At 60.6% G+C, this 18342-nt stretch carries 17 protein-coding genes; 15 read left to right on the plus strand and 2 right to left on the minus strand.

The window, feature by feature from the left end:
• From Q7J58_RS19765 to Q7J58_RS19790, 6 genes are all read left to right on the plus strand, one after another.
• Positions 1 to 442: EF-Tu/IF-2/RF-3 family GTPase (locus tag Q7J58_RS19765; protein WP_304831423.1), on the plus strand; the 442-nt coding region annotated here is incomplete at its 5' end.
• Between the two features lie 59 nt (positions 443 to 501).
• Positions 502 to 870: a 30S ribosome-binding factor RbfA gene (gene rbfA / locus Q7J58_RS19770; protein ID WP_304831424.1), complete on the plus strand. Its 369-nt coding sequence runs from the start codon at positions 502 to 504 to the stop codon at positions 868 to 870.
• 2 nt (positions 871 to 872) lie between these two features.
• Positions 873 to 1862: a tRNA pseudouridine(55) synthase TruB gene (truB, locus tag Q7J58_RS19775; RefSeq protein WP_304831425.1), complete on the plus strand. Its 990-nt coding sequence runs from the start codon at positions 873 to 875 to the stop codon at positions 1860 to 1862.
• Complete coding sequence (gene typA / locus Q7J58_RS19780; RefSeq protein ID WP_304831427.1) at positions 1859 to 3676, plus strand: translational GTPase TypA; 1818 nt, start codon at positions 1859 to 1861, stop codon at positions 3674 to 3676. The genes truB and typA overlap by 4 nt, the downstream gene beginning before the upstream one ends.
• A gap of 89 nt (positions 3677 to 3765) precedes the next feature.
• Positions 3766 to 4776, plus strand: a complete 1011-nt coding sequence (locus Q7J58_RS19785) for a DMT family transporter (protein WP_336623514.1) — start codon at positions 3766 to 3768, stop codon at positions 4774 to 4776.
• A gap of 42 nt (positions 4777 to 4818) precedes the next feature.
• Positions 4819 to 5919 (plus strand): enoyl-CoA hydratase/isomerase family protein, encoded by a 1101-nt coding sequence (locus tag Q7J58_RS19790; protein WP_304831429.1) that lies wholly within the window; start codon positions 4819 to 4821, stop codon positions 5917 to 5919.
• Between the two features lie 59 nt (positions 5920 to 5978).
• Here the strand turns inward: Q7J58_RS19790 and smpB are convergent, their stop codons facing one another.
• Entirely contained in the window at positions 5979 to 6473 is a 495-nt protein-coding gene (smpB, locus tag Q7J58_RS19795) for an SsrA-binding protein SmpB (RefSeq protein ID WP_304831431.1), read from the minus strand.
• A gap of 159 nt (positions 6474 to 6632) precedes the next feature.
• On the opposite strand from smpB, the gene Q7J58_RS19800 reads away from it, so the two are divergent.
• Entirely contained in the window at positions 6633 to 7079 is a 447-nt protein-coding gene (locus Q7J58_RS19800; protein ID WP_304831432.1) for a type II toxin-antitoxin system RatA family toxin, read from the plus strand.
• 9 nt (positions 7080 to 7088) lie between these two features.
• Positions 7089 to 7430, plus strand: a complete 342-nt coding sequence (locus Q7J58_RS19805) for an RnfH family protein (protein WP_304831434.1) — start codon at positions 7089 to 7091, stop codon at positions 7428 to 7430.
• 60 nt (positions 7431 to 7490) lie between these two features.
• Here the strand turns inward: Q7J58_RS19805 and Q7J58_RS19810 are convergent, their stop codons facing one another.
• Positions 7491 to 8039 carry a DUF4124 domain-containing protein gene (locus Q7J58_RS19810; RefSeq protein WP_304831436.1) on the minus strand — a complete coding sequence of 183 codons (549 nt, stop codon included), beginning with the start codon at positions 8037 to 8039 and terminating at the stop codon, positions 7491 to 7493.
• Between the two features lie 183 nt (positions 8040 to 8222).
• Between Q7J58_RS19810 and guaB the strand changes: the two genes are divergently transcribed.
• The 7 genes from guaB to Q7J58_RS19845 form a co-directional block, all read left to right on the plus strand.
• Positions 8223 to 9692 (plus strand): IMP dehydrogenase, encoded by a 1470-nt coding sequence (guaB, locus tag Q7J58_RS19815; RefSeq protein ID WP_304831438.1) that lies wholly within the window; start codon positions 8223 to 8225, stop codon positions 9690 to 9692.
• A gap of 70 nt (positions 9693 to 9762) precedes the next feature.
• The gene (gene guaA, locus Q7J58_RS19820; RefSeq protein ID WP_304831440.1) at positions 9763 to 11379 is read left to right on the plus strand and encodes a glutamine-hydrolyzing GMP synthase; all 1617 of its coding nucleotides are present in this window, start codon (positions 9763 to 9765) and stop codon (positions 11377 to 11379) included.
• A gap of 480 nt (positions 11380 to 11859) precedes the next feature.
• Positions 11860 to 13236 carry an aspartate aminotransferase family protein gene (locus tag Q7J58_RS19825; protein ID WP_304831442.1) on the plus strand — a complete coding sequence of 459 codons (1377 nt, stop codon included), beginning with the start codon at positions 11860 to 11862 and terminating at the stop codon, positions 13234 to 13236.
• A gap of 101 nt (positions 13237 to 13337) precedes the next feature.
• Positions 13338 to 14171 (plus strand): methyltransferase domain-containing protein, encoded by an 834-nt coding sequence (locus tag Q7J58_RS19830; protein ID WP_304831443.1) that lies wholly within the window; start codon positions 13338 to 13340, stop codon positions 14169 to 14171.
• A 78-nt stretch (positions 14172 to 14249) separates the two neighbouring features.
• On the plus strand, positions 14250 to 14684 hold the full coding sequence (gene rnhA / locus Q7J58_RS19835) for a ribonuclease HI (RefSeq protein WP_304831445.1): 435 nt from the start codon (positions 14250 to 14252) through the stop codon (positions 14682 to 14684).
• 140 nt (positions 14685 to 14824) lie between these two features.
• Positions 14825 to 16051 carry an efflux RND transporter periplasmic adaptor subunit gene (locus Q7J58_RS19840; protein WP_304831447.1) on the plus strand — a complete coding sequence of 409 codons (1227 nt, stop codon included), beginning with the start codon at positions 14825 to 14827 and terminating at the stop codon, positions 16049 to 16051.
• Positions 16052 to 16107: 56 nt separating this feature from the next.
• Positions 16108 to 18342: efflux RND transporter permease subunit (locus Q7J58_RS19845; RefSeq protein WP_304831448.1), on the plus strand; the 2235-nt coding region annotated here is incomplete at its 3' end.

Consider the following 18342-nt stretch of genomic DNA (forward strand, 5'->3'; position numbering starts at 1 on the left):
TTTCAACACGCGTGCCGATGCCCAGGCCCGCAAGCAGGCCGAAAACAATGGCGTGGATCTGCGTTACTACAACATCATTTATGACGCTGTGGACGAGTTGCGCGCCGCGATGTCGGGCATGCTGACGCCGGACAAGAAGGAAGAAGTCATCGGCACCGCCGAGATCCGCCAGGTGTTCAAGGTCAGCAAGATCGGCTCCATCGCCGGCTGTATGGTCACCGCTGGCGTGGTCCGCCGCAATGCGCGCCTGCGCCTGCTGCGCGAGAACGTGGTCGTCTTCACCGGCGAACTCGACTCGCTCAAACGTTTCAAGGACGATGCCAAGGAAGTCAAGGAAGGCTTCGAGTGCGGCCTGAACGTCAAGGGTTACAACGACATCCAGGTGGGCGACATGCTGGAATTCTTTGAAATCCGTGAAGTGGCCAGGACCCTGGAAGCCTGATCGCCGCAAGGCAGGCTGTCCCGCAAGGGCCGCCCGCCGACCGGCAGGACTACTCACCCATGCGTAAAAAATCATCCACCCCGAACCGCGGTTTTCGCGTCGCCGACCAGATCCAGCGCGATCTGACCGAGCTGATCGCACGCGAGCTCAAAGACCCGCGGGTGGGCATGGTCACGATCAATGCGGTCGAGGTCACGCCCGATTACGCCCACGCCAAGGTGTTCTTCAGCCTGCTCACAGGCGACCCACAAGAGACCTTGCAGGGCCTGAACACCGCTGCCGGTTTTCTGCGCAGCGGCCTGTTCAAGCGCTTGCACATCCACACGGTGCCCACCTTGCACTTTGTGTTTGATCGCACGACCGAGCGCGCGGCCGATATGAACGCCTTGATCGCCAAGGCCGTTTCTTCTCGCGCTCAGGAGGACTGACCATGCACGCGCCACGCACTCGGGTGCAGCGGCGCCCTGTGCATGGGGTGCTGCTGCTCGACAAACCGCTGGGTCTTTCCAGCAACCAGGCTTTGCAAAAGGCCAAATGGTTGCTGCGTGCTGAAAAAGCAGGGCATACCGGTACGCTGGATCCTCTGGCCACGGGCGTGTTGCCCTTGTGTTTTGGTGCGGCCACCAAGTTCAGCCAGATCCATCTGGATGCCGACAAAATCTACGAAACCACGGTGCGTCTGGGGCAGAAAACGGCCACGGGTGATGCCGAGGGCGAGGTCATTGAAACCCGTCTTGTGACTTGCACGCCTGGCCAGGTGGTCGAGGTGCTCGACCACTTCATGGGCCCCATTGCCCAGGTTCCACCGATGTACAGTGCGCTCAAAAAAGGCGGCAGGGCCCTCTACGAGTACGCGCGCGATGGTGAAACGGTGGAGCGCGAAGCCCGGAACGTGGTGATCCACGATCTGGAGTTGCTCAATATGCAACTCACGGGTGAGAATCCCAGCCTGCATTTGCGGGTGCGTTGCAGCAAAGGTACCTACATTCGCACGCTGGGCGAGGACATTGGCGAAGCGCTGGGTTGCGGCGGTCACCTGACCATGTTGCGCCGGGTGGCCACCGGGCCATTTGACGCCAGCCAATGCACCACGCTAGAAGCGCTGGAAGCCGCCACCGAAGAACAGCGCCTGGGGTGCTTGCTCCCCGTACAGACCTTGCTCAAAGACTACACGCCGGTGTCGCTGGAGGCGGAAAGTGCCGGACGTTTTCTGAGCGGTGTGCGCCGTCGCGGCGCTTGGCCCAACAATGCACAGGTAGCGGTATTCGGGCCTGTGCCTGGGGGCTGTGCCGAAACAACAACCGACCGTGTGTTGCTGGGTAGTGCCCACATCGACGGCGGTGAACTGATCCCGGGGCGGCTGCTGAGCCCCATCGAAATACAGCAAATCCTGGAAACCTCACCGGAACTCACATCATGAGCAAACAAATCCGCAACATCGCCATCATCGCCCACGTGGACCATGGCAAAACCACCATGGTGGACCAACTGCTGCGCCAATCGGGCACCTTTGCAGAGCACGAAAAGGTGGTGGACACGGTGATGGACAACAACGCCATCGAAAAAGAGCGTGGCATCACGATTCTGGCCAAAAACTGTGCTGTGAGCTGGCAGGGCACGCACATCAACATCGTCGATACCCCCGGTCACGCGGACTTCGGTGGTGAGGTGGAACGCGCCCTGTCCATGGTGGATGGCGTGGTGTTGCTGATCGACGCCCAGGAAGGCCCGATGCCGCAGACCCGCTTCGTGACCAAGAAGGCGCTGGCCCTGGGCCTCAAGCCCATCGTGGTGGTCAACAAGGTGGACAAGCCCGGCGCCAACCCCGACAAGGTCGTGAACGCCGCTTTCGACCTGTTCGACAAGCTCGGTGCCAACGACGAGCAGCTGGATTTCCCCGTGGTTTACGCCTCCGGTATCAACGGCTGGTCGTCGCTGGAAGAGGGTGCGCCGGGTGAGCAGTGGGGTCCTGACATGTCGGCTTTGTTTGAAACCGTGCTCAAGCACGTGCCTGCGCAGACCGGTGACCCAGAAGCGCCTTTGCAGTTGCAGATTTCTGCGCTGGACTTTTCTTCTTTCGTGGGCCGCATCGGTGTGGGCCGCATCAGCCAGGGCACGATCAAGCCCAACATGGATGTGCTGGTGATGGAAGGTCCAGATGGCAAGTCCATCAAAGGCCGCATCAACCAGGTGCTGACCTTCCAGGGTCTGGACCGTGTTCAGGCGACCGAAGCCGGTCCTGGCGAGATCGTGCTGATCAACGGCATCGCGGACATCGGGATTGGTGTAACCATCACCGACCCGCTCAACCCGGCTCCGCTGCCCATGCTGAAGGTGGACGAGCCTACCCTGACCATGAACTTCTGCGTCAACACCAGCCCGCTGGCGGGTCGCGAAGGCAAGTACGTGACCAGCCGTCAGATCTGGGACCGCCTGCAGAAAGAGTTGCAGTCCAACGTCGCCTTGCGCGTCAAAGAAACCGACGAAGACGGTATTTTCGAAGTCATGGGCCGTGGTGAACTGCACCTGACCATTTTGTTGGAAAACATGCGCCGCGAAGGTTACGAACTGGCCGTTTCCAAGCCGCGCGTGGTGTTCCGCGATGTGGATGGTGTGCGCTACGAACCCATTGAGCTGGTGACCGCTGACATTGAAGAGCAGCACCAGGGTGGCGTGATGCAAGCCCTGGGCGAGCGCAAGGGCGAACTGGCCAACATGGAGCCGGACGGTCGTGGTCGCGTGCGCCTGGAATACCGCATTCCGGCGCGAGGCTTGATTGGTTTCACCAACGAATTCTTGAACCTGACCCGTGGTTCCGGTCTGATTTCCAACATCTTCGATAGTTACGAGCCGCACAAAGGCGATATCGCCAGCCGCAAGAACGGCGTGTTGATCTCCATGGACGACGGTGAAATTTTCACCTACGCCCTGGGCAAGCTGGACGATCGTGGCCGTATGTTTGTGAAGGCCGGTGATCCGGTGTACGAAGGCATGATCGTCGGTATTCACAGCCGCGACAACGACCTGGTGGTCAACGCCACCCGCACCAAGCAGCTGACCAACTTCCGTGTGTCCGGCAAGGAAGATGCGATCAAGATCACGCCACCGATTGACCTCAACCTTGAGTATGGTGTGGAGTTCATTGAAGACGACGAGCTGGTGGAAATCACGCCCAAGTCGGTCCGCCTGCGCAAACGCTTCCTGAAAGAAAGCGACCGCAAGCGCAACAAGTAAGCCACTTGGTGCAGGGGGCAGTCACCTATTGGGGTGACTTGTCCGGTGTTGCTTGTGCGCCCTTGCCTGTTTTTCTTCAGAGCTACGATATGTCCTCTTCTCGCCAACTGAGCCACACGCAGGCCGTGGCGTTGATGGTTTTGGTGACGCTTCTGTGGTCCAGTGCTGGGGTCGTTTCTCGGCAGCTGGAATCCGCCGCACGATTTGAAGTCACGTTCTGGCGCAGTGCCTTCACGGCCTTGTCGCTTTTGGTGATCCTTCCCGTCTGGCGCTATGCCAGCGAACACAATCCGGCGCACGCCTTGACTGAGCGCTCCGGTGTTGGGCAGTTCATGCACAACCACTGGGGCGTGTTGCCAGAGTCCCGCGCGTTTTGGCTGTCAGGTGCTTGCTGGAGCGTCATGTTCACGGCATTCATGTTGGCCCTGACCTTCACCAGCGTGGCCAACGTGTTGATCATTCTGGCGGCAGGGCCATTGTTTACTGCGCTCGTGGCCCGCTTTACCATCGGACAGCGCCTTCCGCAGCGCACCTGGATGGCTATTGTGGCGGCCGGTGCAGGCATCGTTTACATGTACGGTAGCCAAGTGCTCGCAGCCTTCCACGGCGAATCGGCCGGTGCTTCCGATCTGGTGCTCGGCTCCTTGGTGGCGCTTTGTGTGCCCGTGGCGGGAGCCATCAATTGGACTGTGGTGCAACGGAGCCAGTCTCAGGGCGAAAAGATAGACCTTGTGCCCTCGGTTTTGTTGGGGGCGGTGATTTCTGCAATGCTGACATTGCCGTTTGCGTTGCCATTTTCGGCCACGGCTTCGGACGTAGGTTGGCTGGCTTTGCTTGGTCTGTTCCAGTTGGCCATACCTTGCGCTTTGTCGGTGGTTTGTGCACGTATTCTGAAGGCCCCCGAAATTTCACTGCTGGCCTTGCTGGAAGTCATCTTTGGTATTTTGCTGGCCTGGGTGTGGGCGCATGAAAGGCCGACGGCTGAGGTGATGGTGGGCGGCAGTCTGGTCATTGGTGCCTTGCTGGTGAACGAGTTGTTGGGGTGGCGCTCTCGGACCGGGGCACCCCGCATACAGACCTTGAACCAGCCCACACGCTGAGCCAACCCCATTATTGTGCACCCACGTCAAAGGAGCTTGATCATGTCCACGCTGTCTGCAGAAAACCATGTTGTCGCCGAACTGCGCGGGCGGGTGGGTTGTATCACCTTGAACCGGCCTCAGGCGCTCAACGCTTTGTCGCTCGGCATGATTCGCACCATCACGCAGGCTCTGCTGGACTGGCGTGACGATGCGCATGTGCTGGCCGTGGTGGTGCGTGGCATGAACAAGGCCGGGCCGTTTGGTGCCTTCTGTGCGGGCGGTGATATTCGGTTTTTTCACCAGGCCGCTTTGAGTGGCAACCCCGCGCTGGAAGACTTCTTCACCGAGGAATATGCGCTCAACCATTTGATCCATACCTACGCCAAACCCTACATTGCCTTGATGGACGGCATCGTGATGGGGGGCGGCATGGGCATCAGTCAGGGCGCCAGCTTGCGCATTGTGACCGAGCGCAGCAAGCTGGCCATGCCCGAGACGGGCATTGGTTTGTTTCCCGATGTAGGCGGTGGTTATTTCCTGAGCCGCTGTGCCGGGCGACTGGGCGAGTACCTCGCTTTGACCGGTCTGGTGTTGGGTGGTCGTGATGCCATGGCGGCGGGTCTTGCGGATGGATTCATGGATTCGGGGCGCCTGGTGGGTCTGTGGAATTCGCTGGAACAAACACCGTTTGAAAACGGTGCGTCGGTGGAGCGCTGGTGCGCCAGCCACTTGAATACCTCAACGGCGTCTGTGCCGTGGCCTGTACTTGAAGTCAACCGTGTTTTTGGTTTAAACAACGTGGCTCAAATCATGGGTGCACTGGCCGCCACGGATTCTGAATGGGCGCGCGCCACCTTGGCGACGCTGCACAAGCGTTCACCGCTCATGCTGCATGTGGTGCTTGAACAGATTCGGCGTGCGCGCGGCATGGGGTTGGCCGATGACTTGCGTATGGAGCGCGACATGGTGCGGCACTGCTTTCAGTTGCGCCCGGGTGCGGCCAGCGAGACGGTGGAAGGCATTCGCGCACTGGCGGTGGACAAAGACCACCAGCCTTGCTGGAACCCCGCGCGTGTGGATGATGTGAGACCTGAGCTCGTGGCTGCTTTTTTTGAAAGCCCCTGGCCAGCCCACGCACACCCGCTTCGTTCACTGGGTTGATATCCGGCTGCTGATCCCGACAGCGGGCCTTTTCGACCGACCTGGCCTTCTTGTTGGTCTCAGCGCTGACGGCTTTTCATGGCACGCTCGACCTCGCGTTTGCCTTCACGGTCTTTGATGGTGTCGCGTTTATCGTGCTCGGCCTTGCCTTTGGCCAGGGCCATGTCGCATTTCACCTTGCCGTTTTTCCAGTGCAGGTTTAGCGCAACCAAGGTGTATCCCTTTTGCTCGATCTTGCCAATCAGTCGGCGGATCTGGTCTTTGTGCAGCAGCAATTTTTTGGTTCGCACCGCGTCTGGCGAGATGTGGCTGGACGCGGTGTTGAGCGGATTGATCTGGCAGCCAATCAGGAACAATTCACCTTCGCGGATGACCACGTACCCATCGGTCAACTGCACCTTGCCTTCGCGCAGGGCTTTCACTTCCCATCCCTCCAAGACAATGCCGGCTTCAAAACGCTCCTCAATGGCGTAGTTGAAGAACGCTTTTTTGTTGTCGGCGATTCGGCTGTCTACGCCTTTGACGGGAGCGGATTTGTTGGATTTGGTGGCCATGGAGGTTCAAGTGGGGCCGCAGGGTCGAACCTGCAAGGCCCATACAATGGAGTACGGTGCTCATGTGCTGGTGCATGTCGCATCGACATCACGTCGATAGCCCTGGGGCAAACCAGCTGACCGGCGGGTTTTGAACCCGCTTGCACGCAGGTCCATTGTATGAAAACCATTCACAAATCTGTCTTGCTTTGGCACAGCGCTCATGAAATGTTTGCGCTGGTGACCGATATTGAACATTACCCACAGTTTTTGCCTTGGTGCGAGCACGGCGAGGTGCTGGAGCAGGCAGACCACACCATGGTGGCCAAAGTGGGTATGGCCATCAGCGGCCTGCGTCACAGCTTCACAACACGCAACGTGCACGAAGACAACCGAAAGGTGAGTATGGAACTTGTGGATGGCCCGTTTTCGCATCTCGACGGGTGCTGGGTGTTCACCCCGCTGGGTGATGGCAGCCAACGTGCCTGCAAGGTGGAGTTCACGCTGAGTTACGGGTTTAACAGCGCGACGCTGGCCAAGTTGGTGGGACCGGTCTTTGACAAAATTGCAGGCAACTTGGTCGATGCTTTTGTGAAGCGTGCCGACCAGGTTTATGGCAGCGTTTGACGGACCCCGATGAGCGATCTCCTGAACATCACATTGATCTTCGCCAGTGCACCGCGTACGGTCCATGAAACCAGCCTTGAGTTGCCCACCGGTGTTACCGTCGCTCAGGCTCTGCAGCAGTCGGGCTGGCTGAGCCGCTTTCCTGAAATCAAAGACCAAGATCTCGCTCTGGGTGTTTGGGGACGCAAGGCCCATGGGCATACGCCGCTCAGAGACGGTGATCGTGTTGAGATTTACCGAGACCTGCGCGTAGATCCCAAGGTGGCTCGTCGGGAGCGTTTTGTTGGGCAGGGTGCGCGGGGTGCGGGCTTGTTTACCCGCCGTCGACCTGGCTCCAAATCAGGCTACTGATCAACGCAATCTGCGGTTGGCGATGAAGCAATGCATGGATGGCGGAAGACCTGCGATCTTTCAGTTGACTCTTGCGCTGCATTCGGAGCGGATGATGTCCTGCAGACGTTTCGCTTCAGCAGCCCGACCGGCATCGTCCAATATCTCGCGCTCACCCTTCGCATTGGTGGTGGCTATTCGAATGCCGGAGTCCAGTGTGGACTTGGCTCGTTTCGCCCTCTCGCAATTTTCAGCACGAACCTTGGCCTGACGCTCTTCGTCGGCCTTTTTCTTGGCCTGCTCGGCTTCTTCAGCCTGCTTCTTGCGCGTTTCCAGTTGTTCGTCGCGCCCACTCAATTTGGGCGCAGCGCCCGTGTCGAGCGGTGCAGCCGCATCGGTCCCGGTGGCGGGTGTGTTGGTACCCGCCGCGTTGGTGTTCGTGTGCAAACCGGGGCGTTTCAGAATGCTTGTGTCCGGCACGGATATGGGTGGCGCTGTGTCACTGAACACTTTGCGGCCTGTTTCGTCTACCCATTGCCATTGGGCCAGAACCGAACTGCAGACGAGGCCGGTTAAAAGGCACAGCACCCAATGCCGCCACGGCATGGAAAAGAAAGTTTTGAATTCCATGGGTGAAGTTTAGCGCCCTGGCAGCTTGTCTGATCTGGGGATCTCTGGCTTCCATCCGGCGACAAACAAGAACAGCCTTTCTTTTGGCGACTTTTCCCCATTTGACAGCGCCAGACTGCGTGGTGACCAGTCGGGTTTGCCCGGATATTGGCCGGATACAATATTGCTTTTGGAGTTTTACCCATGCGCCTACTCGGCAAAGCGCTCACCTTCGACGATGTCTTGTTGGTGCCAGCGTACTCCCAGGTCCTCCCCAAGGACACTTCTCTTGCCACCCAGTTTTCCCGCAACATTCAGCTGAACCTTCCTTTGGTTTCCGCGGCGATGGACACAGTGACCGAAGCGCGTTTGGCGATTGCCATCGCACAGGAAGGCGGCATTGGTATTGTTCACAAAAACCTCACAGCTGCCGAGCAAGCTGCGCATGTGGCCAAGGTCAAACGTTACGAGTCGGGCGTGTTGCGCGATCCGGTGGTGATCACACCCCAGACCACGATCCGCCAGGTCATGAAACTGTCGGACGATCTCGGTGTTTCTGGCTTCCCGGTCGTGGATGCAGGCAAGGTGGTCGGTATTGTCACAGGCCGCGACCTGCGTTTTGAAACACGCTATGACTTGCCCGTGAGCGAGATCATGACGCCTCGCGAGCGCCTGATCACCATGCCCGATGGAACGACACCCGCCGAGGCCAAGACGCTGTTGAACAAGCACAAGCTGGAACGCCTGTTGCTGGTGAACGATGCTTTTGAACTCAAGGGGCTGATCACGGTAAAAGACATCACCAAGCAGCTCAATTTTCCGAATGCTGCGCGCGATGCCGCCGGCCGCCTGCGGGTGGGGGCCGCCGTTGGTGTGGGTGAGGGTACCGAAGAGCGCGTGGAAGCCTTGGTAAAAGCAGGGGTGGATGCGATCGTCGTGGACACGGCCCATGGCCACAGCAAAGGCGTTTTGGATCGCGTGCGTTGGGTCAAGCAAAATTACCCGCAGGTGGACGTGATTGGAGGCAATATCGCCACCGGCGGTGCTGCGTTGGCGCTGGTCGATGCGGGTGCCGATGCTGTCAAGGTCGGTATAGGTCCTGGTTCTATTTGCACTACCCGCATCGTGGCAGGCGTTGGTGTGCCCCAGATCATGGCGATTGACAATGTGGCCACCGCGCTGCAAGGCACGGGTGTGCCCATGATTGCCGACGGTGGCATCCGCTACAGCGGTGACATTGCCAAAGCCATTGCAGCCGGCGCCAACACGGTGATGATGGGTGGCATGTTTGCCGGAACCGAAGAGGCACCCGGCGAAATCGTGTTGTTTCAAGGCCGCAGCTACAAAAGTTACCGCGGCATGGGCTCCATTGGCGCCATGCAGCAGGGCAGTGCCGATCGCTACTTTCAGGAAAGCAGCACTGGCAACCCCAATGCGGACAAACTGGTACCCGAAGGTATTGAAGGTCGTGTGCCTTACAAGGGTTCGGTTGTGTCTATCATTTTTCAGATGGCGGGTGGTTTGCGTGCTTCCATGGGCTATTGCGGCTGCCCTACCATTGAACACATGCGCAGCAAGGCGGAGTTTGTCGAAATCACTTCGGCTGGCATCCGCGAGAGCCACGTGCACGACGTGCAAATCACCAAAGAAGCGCCGAACTACCGCGCAGAGTGAGCGCTGCGAAGCCAGTGGCCGTCCTGATGGACGGCCTTTTTGTTTTCTGAATAGCCCACCCCATAACGCCATGCAGCACCAAAAAATCCTCATCCTCGATTTCGGCTCACAAGTCACCCAGCTGATCGCCCGCCGCGTGCGTGAAGCCCACGTGTATTGCGAGGTCCATCCCTGTGACGTGAGCGACGCCTGGGTGCGTGAGTTTGCAGCCGACGGTCAGCTCAAGGGCGTGATCCTCTCCGGCAGCCACGCCAGCGTGTACGAGGTGGATGACAAGGCGCCGGATGCCGTGTTTGAGCTGGGCATCCCGGTACTGGGTATTTGCTATGGCATGCAGACCATGGCCCAGCAGTTGGGCGGCAAGGTCGAGGCCGGTCACACCCGTGAGTTTGGCTATGCCGAAGTGCGCGCACGCGGCCACACGCCCCTGCTCAAAGACATTGCGGACTTTCACACGCCCGAAGGCCACGGCATGCTCAAGGTCTGGATGAGCCATGGCGACAAGGTCACCGAAATGCCGTCGGGCTTCAAGCTGATGGCCAGCACCGATGCCTGCCCCATTGCCGGCATGGCCGACGTGGACCGTGGTTATTACGCGGTGCAGTTCCACCCCGAAGTCACCCACACGGTGCAAGGCAAGGCCCTGCTGGAGCGCTTCGTGCTGGACATTTGCGGAACCCGGGCCGACTGGGTCATGCGTGACCACATCGAAGAAGCCGTACAGAAAATCCGCGAACAGGTCGGCGGCGAAGAAGTCATTCTCGGTCTGTCCGGTGGCGTCGATTCGTCGGTCGCGGCGGCCCTGATCCACCGCGCCATTGGCGATCAGCTGACCTGCGTGTTTGTCGACCACGGCCTGCTGCGCCTGAACGAAGGCGACATGGTCATGGACATGTTCGTCGGCAAGCTGCATGCCAAAGTGATCCGCGTGGATGCGGCCGAGCAGTTCCTCGGCCATCTGGCCGGTGTGAGCGAGCCGGAGGCCAAACGCAAGATCATCGGCCGCGAATTCGTCGAGGTTTTCAAGGCCGAAGCGGCCAAACTGATCTCAAGTGGTGCTTCAACAAAAGGCGCCAAGTGGTTGGCACAAGGCACAATTTATCCGGATGTGATCGAATCCGGTGGCGCCAAAAGCAAGAAGGCCGTCACCATCAAGAGCCACCACAACGTGGGCGGCTTGCCCGAGCAACTGGGTTTGAAGCTGCTGGAACCTTTGCGCGACCTGTTCAAGGACGAGGTGCGGGAACTGGGTGTGGCGCTCGGCCTGCCGCACGACATGGTCTACCGGCACCCGTTCCCGGGCCCGGGCCTGGGGGTGCGCATTCTGGGTGAAGTGAAAAAGGAATACGCCGACCTGCTGCGCCGGGCCGATGCGATCTTCATCGAGGAACTGCGTTCCACCATCGATCATCCCAGCGGCAAGAGCTGGTACGACCTGACCAGCCAAGCCTTCACCGTGTTTCTGCCGGTCAAGAGCGTGGGGGTGATGGGTGATGGCCGCACCTACGACTACGTGGTGGCGCTGCGCGCGGTGCAGACCAGCGACTTCATGACCGCCGACTGGGCCGAGCTGCCGTACCCGCTGCTCAAGAAGGTGTCCAGTCGCATCATCAACGAGGTGCGCGGTATCAACCGCGTGACCTACGACGTGAGCAGCAAGCCGCCAGCGACCATCGAGTGGGAATGATGGGTCGTTTTTCGTAGGCGTTCAGCCACTGCATGAATGCGGCAGTTGCTGCTGCCCCGCTTCGCGGTGGCTTCCCCCGTTCCAGTGGCATTTGTGTCAGCGACGACTTGTTGGTACCTGTGAGTCAGGCGCTCTGTACCATGCCCTCGGCGGCGGTAGCGCGGGCCCGGTTGTGCGCGCGTGCCGTTGGCTGGCTCAGGCAGATCTCCCTCTGTCGCTGTTGGACGTCTCGATCGGACAAGCCACCCGTCTTTTTTTCGTTGCATGATCAACGCTCGGTCCTTGATCGAAACGCCTATGCCGGTGGTCGCTGAGCAAGGCGCCAAGGCAGTGTTGCACTCAGTCAACCTCGACAGCAACGGCAAACAGCTTGCTTGTACTGGGTAAAACCAACCCGAGGCCGTAGGCGATGTTTCATCGCTGGTCGGTCTCTGACGTGCCGACCATTTTTTGTCCGTTTGCACTTTTCATTGCCAAAGCATGAACACCCCAACGCCCCTCGCCGCCATCCAGCCAGACACCACCCACGTGTTCCACCGCCAGTTGCACCACGGCTTGCCCGTGGCGGTCAGCGGGCAGGGCATTTCCATCACCGATGCCAGCGGCAAGGTCTACCTCGATGCCTCGGGCGGTGCGGCGGTGTCGTGTCTGGGCCACGGTCATCCAGATGTGATCGCTGCCATGCACGCTCAGATTGACCAATTGGCTTACGCACACACCAGCTTTTTCACCACGGCTGTGGCCGAAGAGCTGGCCGATCTGTTGATCGATACCGCGCCCGCCGGCATGAGCCACGTGTATTTTGTGAGCGGTGGCTCTGAAGCGGTGGAGGCGGCGCTGAAAATGGCGCGCCAGTATTTTGTGGAAATAGGCCAGCCACAGCGGCGCCATTTCATTGCCCGGCGCCAGAGCTACCACGGCAACACCTTGGGTGCTCTGGCCGTTGGGGGCAACGCCTGGCGTCGTGAGCAGTTCAAGCCGATCCTGATGGACGTGACCCACGTGGCGCCTTGCTACGAATACCGCGATCGCCGCAGCGACGAAACGGCCGAACAATACGGTCAGCGTCTGGTGGCCGAGTTGTCGGTGACGATAGACGAACTGGGGGGCGACCACGTGATGGCCTTTGTGGCCGAAACCGTGGGTGGTGCCACGGCCGGCGTGCTAACGCCGGTGCCTGGGTATTTCAAGGGCGTGCGTGAGCTGTGCGACCGCCACGGCATTTTGCTGATCCTGGACGAGGTGATGTGCGGCATGGGTCGCACCGGCACGCTGCACGCTTGCGAGCAAGACAATGTGGTGCCCGATCTGCTGACCATTGCAAAGGGTCTCGGCGGCGGTTATCAGCCGATTGGTGCGGTGCTGGCCCAGGGCCGGCTGGTGAACGCGTTTCGCCAAGGAAGCGGCCTGTTCCAGCATGGGCATACCTACCTGGGCCACGCAGTGGCTTGCGCGGCCGCGCTGGCGGTGCAACGCGTGATTCAGCGCGATGGGCTGCTGGTCCAGGTGCGCGAACGCGGGCAGCAACTGCAAGGGTTGCTGCAGGAGGTCTTTGGCGACCACCCCAATGTGGGAGACATCCGCGGGCGCGGCCTGTTCTGGGGCTTGGAACTGGTGGCAGACCGGGCCAGCAAACAGTGGATCGACCCGGTCCACAAGCTGCATGTGCTTATCAAGCGCGAAGCCATGGCCGAGGGCTTGATGGTCTACCCCATGGGTGGCACGGTCGATGGCAGATGCGGCGACCACATCTTGTTGGCCCCTCCGTTTATCAGCACGCCGGATGAACTCGAACAAATCGTGCAGCGGCTGAAACAGGCTGTGAACCGGTCGTTGGCCGCTGTGTATCGGGATTGAAGCACCTATTGATCCAGCTTTGTTGATTGAGCGTTTACGATCGTCTTGCGTGGACTGCGGGCAACCGCTACCTGGTTACCCGCCCTTGGAGACAACCGGCCTTGAACACAGAACATTCCGCAGACCCGCAGCCTGGCGAATTGAGCAGTTGGCTGCAAACCGCGCCTGGTCAGTACCTTTTGGGTTGGGAGCAGACTCAGTTTGATTTGGCGGTGGCCGATTTATTTGGCTACAACGCCTTGCAATTGGGGCTGTCTGAGCTTGATGCCTTGCGCGCCAACCGTATGCCGCACCGTTGGTTGGCGCTGCCCGAGGAACTGGCGCCATTAGAGCCGCTGTTGAAAAGCCCTGCAGGTGGCCTTGCCCCAAAATCACCTGGGCGCCGTGTGGCGCTCATCACCGATGCGGCTGCTTTGCCATTTCCCGCAGCCAGTCTGGACTTGGTGGTGTTGCCTCACACGCTGGAACTCAGCGCCGATCCGCACCAGGTGTTGCGTGAGGTTGAGCGCGTGTTGGTACCCGAGGGCCGGGTGGTGGTTTCAGGCTTCAACCCCGCCAGTTTGTGGGGTTTGCGCCAAGGGCGTGGGAGGCTGGGAGAACGCTTGGGGCTGGCGGGGGCCGACGCCGCTCGCCTGTACCTGCCCGAGGCTGGGGATTTCATTGGCCCCTGGCGCTTGCGCGACTGGCTGCAACTGCTCGGTTTTGAAGTAGAGTCTGACCGCTACGGCTGCTACCGACCAGCGGTAAAAACCGAAAAATGGCTGCAGCGCACCGCCTGGATGGACCCGGCCGGGGCGCGCTGGTGGCCAATTTTTGGCGCTGTGTATTTTGCGGTGGCGGTCAAGCGCGTGCGTGGTGTTCGCTTGTTGGGTCCCGCTTGGAAGCCCCGGCGTGCGGTGGCTTCGGCTCCCGTGGTGGTGACGAACCGCCACTGATTTCATCCTTGTTATGAAGCTGCCTGCGGTGTGCTGCGAGCACTTTTGTGGTTTTCTTGTTTTTCATGGAGTTTTCGATTGAATCACGTGGTGATCTACACCGACGGTGCCTGCAAGGGCAACCCCGGTCCGGGCGGTTGGGGTGTTTTTCTCAAGGCCGGTGGGCATGAAAAAGAGCTCTGGGGCGGTGAACGCGAAACCACCAACAACCGCATGGAACTCATGGCGGTGATTGAGGGCATTTCGGCCCTCAATCGCCCTTGTACGGTGGCGGTGTACCTGGACAGTGAATACGTGCGCAAAGGCATCACGGAGTGGATCCATGGCTGGAAAACCAAGGGATGGAAAACCGCCGCCAAACAGCCGGTGAAAAACGCCGACCTGTGGAAGCGGCTGGATGCCTTGACGCACGATGGCGTTCACAAAATTGAATGGCACTGGGTGAAGGGCCACGCGGGCGATCCGGGCAACGAAAGGGCCGACGCGCTGGCCAACCGGGGGGTACCGGGTTAACGGTTTGTTCAACCAGCGCGGAGCTTGGCGACCCGCAAGGTGATTGAACTTCTGCCTGCACCACCGCCTCTTGGCTGTTACATTGTTTTTTTGTGCGCGTCCTGTGGTCGCTGTGTGTCACCTTCCTGATGAATTGAAACATGTCAAACAAGACGCTTTACGTGGTGGTCGCTGCCGCAGGTATCGGGCTGGCTTCTGCCGGCGCCTGGTGGTTTCAAAACCGGGCCGCGCCGGCCCCGGTGGGTGGGCCACTGGTGGGCACACCGCCCACCGGTGCACCCGCTGGAGCCGGTCGCACGGGCGGTGTGCCGGGTGTTGAAGTGGCGCCTGTGAAAACGCTGCGCATTCAGGACGACGCGCAAGCCGTGGGTACGCTGCGTTCGCGCCAGAGCGTGACGCTGCGGCCCGAGGTGAGTGGGCGCATCGCCCAGATAGGTTTTGCCGACGGTGCGCGGGTGCGACGCGGACAGTTGCTGGTGCAGCTGGACGATGTGTTGCAGCGTGCAGAGCTCAGCCAGGCGCAGGCGCAGTTGTCCATTGCACGCGCCAACCTCAAACGCAACCAGGAGCTGGTGGCCGAGAATTTTGTGGCCCAGCGGGTGCTGGATGAAAGCCAGGCCAACCTGCAAGTGGCCGAAGCCCAGGTGGCGCTGGCGCAGGCGCGTTTGCAGCGCATGCGGGTCATGGCACCGTTTGACGGCACCGTGGGTCTTCGCAGCATCAACCTGGGCGAATACGTCAAAGACGGTGCCGATCTGGTCAACCTGGAAGACACCTCGGCCCTCACGGTGGACTTTCGGTTGCCTGAGCGCTACCAGACCCGCATTGCAGCGGGTCAATCGGTGCAGGTGCAGCTTGATGCCTTGCCCGGCCAATCTTTTGTGGCCCGCGTGCAAGCGGTGGACCCGCTGCTCGACGCCAACGGCCGCTCGGTGGCGGTGCGCGCGGTGTTGCCACCTTCGCCCGCCGGTGATTTGCGGCCGGGCATGTTTGCGCGCGTGCTGACGGTTTTTTCGGTCGATGAAGCCGCGCTGGTCGTGCCCGAAGAGGCGCTGGTGCCCCAGGGCGGCAAGCAGTTTGTGTTCAAGCTTGAAAAAGAAGGTGAGGGCGATGCCGCCAGGCTCGTTTCACGGCGCACCGAAGTGCAGCTGGGCGTGCGCCAGGGCGCGCAAGTGCAGGTGCTGGCCGGGCTGGCGGCGGGCGACACGGTGGTGGTGGCCGGCCAGCAGCGGCTGCAGCGCGACGGCACGGCGGTGCGGGTGGTGGATATGAACAAACCCGGTGGCGGGCCCCGTGCCGCCGGCGGAGCGCCTGGCGGTTCGGCCGCAGGCGCCGGCTCGGCCCCCGCTGCTGCGCCCGCCAAATGACGGTGTCCGACGCTGTCCCGTCCGTTTGACGGCCCTTTTCTTCGGGAGCTCGCTGCATGCAATTGCCTGAAATTTCCATTCGCCGCCCGGTGTTTGCCACCGTGCTCTCGCTGCTGATTCTGCTGGTGGGCTGGGTCTCGTTCAACGGCTTGACGGTGCGCGAGTACCCCAAGATCGACGAGCCCACGGTCACGGTCAGCACCAGTTTCACGGGAGCCTCCAGCGAGGTGGTCGAGTCGCAGGTCACCAAAACGCTGGAAGACTCGCTGGCCGGCATTGAAGGGGTGGACGTCATCACCTCGATCAGCCGCCAGGAGCGCAGCCAGATCACGGTGCGCTTCAAGCTGGAACGCGACCCCGATTCCGCAGCCGCCGATGTGCGCGACAAGGTCAGTCGTGTCCGCCAGCGCTTGCCGCAGGATGCAGATGAACCGGTGATCGCCAAAGTGGAGGCCGATGCGCAGCCCGTGGTTTGGCTCGCACTGAACTCCGACGTCGTTTCACCGCTGGAGCTCAGCGATCTGGCCAACCGCTATGTCAAACCGAGGTTGCAGACAGCGCCGGGTGCGGCGGATGTGCGCATCTTTGGCGAGCGCCGGTATTCCATGCGGATCTGGCTTGACCCGGACCGCATGGCCGCCTACAACCTGACCGTTCAAGACGTGGAAGATGCCTTGCGCCGCTCCAACCTGGAGGTGCCGGCCGGCCGCATCGAAAGTGCGCTGCGCGAATTCAATGTCACGGCCGCCACCGACCTGCAGACGCCGGAGCAGTTCACCGATGTGATGATTCGCAACGTGAATGGTCAGGCGATCCGCATTGGTGACGTGGCAAGGGTGCTTCAGGCACCCCAGGACGAACGGACGTCGGTGCGTTACAACGGGCGAGATGCCATATCGCTGGGCGTCATTCGGCAGGCCACCGCCAATCCGCTCGAACTCTCTGCGGGCGTGCGGGAAATGCTGCCGCGGATCGAGGCAGACCTGCCCGATGGCGTGCGGGTGGAGATCGCCAACGACAACTCCATCTTCATCGACCGGTCGATCAAGGCCGTCTACATCACCATTGCCGAGGCGGTGGTGCTGGTGGCACTGGTGATTTTCGTCTTCCTGCGCACCCTGCGTGCTTCCATCATTCCGCTGGTCACCATACCCGTCAGCCTGATCGGCTCGTTTGCGCTCATGGCGTTGTTCGGGTTTTCGATCAACACCCTCACACTGCTGGCGCTGGTGCTGGCCATTGGACTGGTGGTGGACGATTCGATCGTGGTGCTGGAGAATATCTACAGGCACATTGAAGAGGGCATGAAACCCTTCGAAGCGGCCATCAAGGGGGCCAAGGAAATCGGCTTTGCTGTGGTGGCCATGACACTCACGCTGGCGGCGGTGTATGCACCTCTGGCGTTCACGCCAGGGCGCACCGGACGACTTTTTGCCGAATTTGCACTGGCGCTGGCGGGTGCCGTTGTGGTTTCGGGATTCGTGGCGCTCACCCTTTCGCCCATGATGTGTTCCAAGCTGCTCAAGCACAACCCTCGTCCCGGGCGGTTCGATGCGTTCATGGAGCGGCAGCTCAACCGCCTGACGAAGGGCTACGGGCGAGTGCTGGGAGCTTCGTTGCAGGTTCGCTGGATCGTGGTGGGCGTGATGCTGGCCAGTGCAGCGGGCAGTTGGTGGTTGTTGGGGTCCATGCGTCAGGAACTCGCGCCCATGGAGGATCGGGGCGTTGTCCTGGCCACCATCAACGGGCCGGACGGAGCCACGTTGGCCTACACCCGAAAGTACGCTGAGGCCATTGAAGGCATTGCCAGCCAATACCCCGAGTTCGAGCGCGTGTTCACCATTGTGGGGAACCCATCGGTGGCCCAGGGCAGCGTGATCCTGCGCGGCAAGGACTGGGAGGACCGAGACCGCACCACGATGGAGATTGCACGCGATCTCGCACCGAAGATTGCTGCGCTTCCTGGAGTCAGCTCGTTTCCGATCACACCCCCATCCCTGGGACAGGGCTTTCGGGAGCGGCCCGTCAACTATGTGATCGTGACCAGCGACACCTACGAAAACCTCTCCCAGGTGGTACGCCAGTTTCAGGACCGGCTGGCGCAGAACCCTGGCTTCGTTCAGGTCGATACCGACCTTCGATTGAACAAGCCTGAGATCCGGATGGATGTGGATCGGGAGCGGGCAGCAGATATGGGCGTTGGGGTGGATGTGATTGCCCGCACGGTGGAAACCATGCTCGGCGGACGCACTGTCACGCGTTTCAAGCGCGATGGCGAGCAGTACGACGTG

Source organism: Hydrogenophaga sp. (genome assembly GCF_030656115.1).
Taxonomy (GTDB): Bacteria; Pseudomonadota; Gammaproteobacteria; order Burkholderiales; family Burkholderiaceae_C; genus Hydrogenophaga.